This is a genomic window from uncultured Chryseobacterium sp., from assembly GCF_913776365.1.
Taxonomy (GTDB): Bacteria; Bacteroidota; Bacteroidia; order Flavobacteriales; family Weeksellaceae; genus Chryseobacterium.
Window position 1 is genome coordinate 1 of record NZ_CAJYMO010000217.1, and the last position, 3,788, is coordinate 3,788.

Annotated in this window: 1 protein-coding gene and 1 pseudogene; both read left to right on the forward strand. The window is 49.0% G+C overall.

Annotated features, from left to right (window positions below; translation table 11 throughout):
• A pseudogene (locus QZ735_RS11080) lies at positions 1–978 on the forward strand (MFS transporter); the annotation flags it as partial.
• A gap of 1,500 nt (positions 979–2,478) precedes the next feature.
• A partial coding sequence (locus tag QZ735_RS11085) for a urocanate hydratase (RefSeq protein ID WP_294248213.1) occupies positions 2,479–3,788 on the forward strand: 1,310 nt, incomplete at its 3' end.

The window sequence follows — 3,788 nt, forward strand, 5'->3', positions numbered from 1 at the left end:
AGCATCCTGCTCTTTGTTTCCACCTTTATGTTTTCGGCCTACGTGCTCTCTTTCGGGAAACAGCAGGACTGGCTTCAGTCCAAAAGGATTGTTGAGGCGGGAATCGCTGCTTTTGTGAGCTTTGCGCTGCTGGTGATCCGCCAGCTGACCCTGAAGCGGCCGTACCTGTCATTCAAAATCTTTTCGCGGAACAATGTGCTGCACGGCCTGTTCATGCTCCTCTGCCTCGGAATGTTCCTGGGGACAACCTCTATTCAGAATACCTTTGCCGTCGGAGTGCTGGGATACGACCAGCTGACCAATGCAGGCCTCAACCTTCTGATGATTCCCGGGCTGGTGCTGGCCGGGGCAACCGCCATTTTCTGGTTCAAAAAGGAGATCCCGCTGAAGATGTTTATTTTTTCAGGCTTTGCTGCCATGATGGGGTATGCGGTCATCATGTACTTTTCCATGGTACTCGAGTTCAGTTATGACTATTGGTACCTGCCGATGTTCCTCAAAGGCTACGGAACCTGTTCCCTTTTCATTTCAGTCTGGTTTTACACCCTGGACAAGCTGGAAATGGATGATATGCTGGCGGCAATCGGGCTGGTGCTGGTCTGGAGGACCTTCCTGGCAGTCGGGATCTTTTCGGCATTGTACGCATGGTTCCAGTACCGTTTCCAGGTAATGGCGGTAGGAGACCTGGCGGTATACCTCGACGGGATGACAATTACTCCGCAGACGTTGTCAGGCAATATGAAAGCCCTGCAGCTGAATGCCATTCTCATTGCGGGTAAAAAGCTCTTTGGATATATTATCCTGGCCGGTTCCGGGGTGCTTGTCTATATACTGGCCCACCATTTCGGGCGGGACCGGTTCGAATATGTGCGCTTCATCAGGCTGCTCGCCGGAAAATCGGTGATTGCCCGAAGAAGGCTGCGTGAAAGGAAAAAATTAATAGAAGAAATAAAAGACGCTGCAGGTCCTGCGGTCTGAAGAAACCTTGTTTTTCACGAGTGAAGCCCTGTCCTGATTCTAAGGATGGGGTTTCACGTTTTTCCGCAAGGCCTGCTGTTGATTTTCAGGAGCTGTTTCCTGCTATCCGCTATTACTCCTCGCACCTGGGCTCTCCAATGCATGCCGATGCCAAAGCCTTGCACGCTCCAGCCTTCCTGCACCGCTGTGGGGTAGCCGCTGCTATCAGGGCTATGTCGGCAGCCTATAGGATAAACGGCAGGGTAAAAAAGGCAATGGTCAATCCACTCTGCTTGTCAATGGTCAATTTGACCTTACGCTGAACCTCAACCGATGCGTAAAATTCACCGCTGGCGCAAAATTACAGGTTGGTGTCTGACATAAGTTACCATTTTTAAAATCTTAGATTACAATACTATTATGCAGCATTCCATTTTATCTTCGATAAAATCTTTGCGCCTTATACCCCACAAAGCAGGCAAAAACCCTTTGCGCCATTGCGCTTTCCAATATAGGCACTCTACTTGGTACAGGCATTTCTGATGCTGGTGCGAGCGTCACGCTCGTATCCGTACCCATAAAGTAAGCACACAACTGACGCCGTAAAACCACCCCGTCAAAAATTCTTTGAATTTTCGCCACCCCTCCAAAACCGGAAGAGAATTTCCGTTAAGAATGTCCGCTTCGGACTTGTGATGAGTATTGGAAAAGCGCAAAGTCCGCAAGGAATACAGGGAAATGCTGCGGTATTAGGCGCAAGGAATTTGGCAGAGCCAAATTTTAATGCTGCTGAATAGACTGCTTTACAGGCATCGTTAGTACGGGACAATATGCAGCATTCCATTTTATCTTCGATAAAATCTTTGCGCCTTATACCGCACAAAGCAGGCAAAAACCCTTCGCGACCTTGCGTTTTCCAACATCGGCACTCTACTTGGTACAGGCGTTTCTTAGTACAGGCGTTTCTGATGCTGGTGCGAGCGTCACGCTCGTATCCGTACCCGTAAAGTAAGCACACAACTGACGCCGTAAAACCACCCCGTCAAAAATTCTCGGAATTTTCGCCACCCCTCCAAAACCGGAGGGGAATTTCCGTTAAGCATATTTGCAATGGACTTGTGATGGATATTGGAAAAACGCGAAGTCGCAAAGAATATCGGGAAAGGCCTTGGTATAAGGTGCAAAGAATTTGGCAAAGCCAAATTTTAATGCCGGTCAATAGACTGCTTTACAGGTATCGGTAGTATAAGACAATATGCAGCATTCTATTTTATCTCCGATAAAATCTTTGCGCCTTATACCGCACAAAGCAGGCAAAAACCCTTCGCGACCTTGCGTTTTCCAAAATCTTTCATTAAAGTCCGGGCAATGGTTGCAAACAGGGTGGTTTGGGGCAACAAAAAAACATGATTCATCCAATCCTGTAAATCTTCTGCCGGAAGTTGCACGGATTTTCTAATTTGAATATCTTTAAAACCACAAAAAAACCATCAGGTATAAACCAATAACGATCAATAAGAGATGACATTCCAGGAACAGATAAAGCAGGGCATCCCGCAGCAGCTGCCACAGCCGAGACCTTATGAAACGCACATCAACCATGCACCGAAACGGAAGGGGATTTTAGGGGAAGAAGAAAAAAAATTAGCATTAAAAAATGCACTTCGTTACTTTGAGCCCCGGTTTCATGCGGAACTGCTGCCTGAATTCCGGGAAGAGCTTGAAACCTACGGACGGATTTATATGTACCGCTTCCGTCCGGAGTACGAAATGAAGGCACGTCCCATCTCAGAATATCCCGGGAAATCTGAGCAGGCCAAAGCCATTATGCTGATGATCCAGAACAACCTCGATTATGCCGTAGCCCAGCATCCCCATGAACTGATTACCTACGGTGGAAACGGTGCCGTGTTTTCCAACTGGGCACAGTACCTGTTAACCATGAAATACCTTTCGGAAATGACGGACGAGCAGACACTCGTCATGTATTCCGGACATCCGATGGGCCTGTTCCCTTCGCATAAAGACGCCCCGCGGGTAGTGGTCACCAACGGAATGATGATCCCGAATTACTCCAGACCGGACGATTGGGAGAAATTCAACGCGCTCGGCGTTACGCAGTACGGGCAGATGACGGCCGGAAGCTATATGTACATCGGGCCTCAGGGCATTGTGCACGGAACCACCATCACTGTGCTGAATGCCTTCAGGAAAATCAGCAGAGAACCGAAGGGCGGGCTCTTTGTTACTTCAGGATTGGGCGGGATGTCCGGTGCACAGCCCAAAGCCGGGAACATTGCCGGTTGCGTAACCGTCTGTGCGGAAGTGAATCCGAAAATCACCAAAATCCGTCATGATCAAAAATGGGTAAATGAAATCCATGAAGATCTTGATCAGCTGGTCAGCAGGGTGAAAACCGCACAGGAAAACGGGGAAACGGTTTCCCTGGCCTATCTGGGCAATATCGTTGAGGTCTGGGAGAAATTTGATCAGGAAAATGTCCGGATCGATATCGGCTCAGATCAGACCTCGCTGCATAATCCCTGGGCCGGAGGCTATTATCCTGCCGGGCAGAGCTTTGAGGAATCCAATCGCATGATGGCCGAAGATCCTGAACAATTCAGAGACAAGGTGCAGGAAAGCCTGAGAAGGCATGCCGCAGCCATCAACAGGCATACCGGAAGAGGAACCTATTTCTTCGATTACGGAAATGCTTTCCTGCTGGAAGCGTCCAGGGCCGGGGCCGATGTCATGGCTGATCATCCGACGCTGGGCAGGGAATTCAAATTTCCTTCTTATGTCCAGGATATCATGGGGCCGATGTGCTTCGA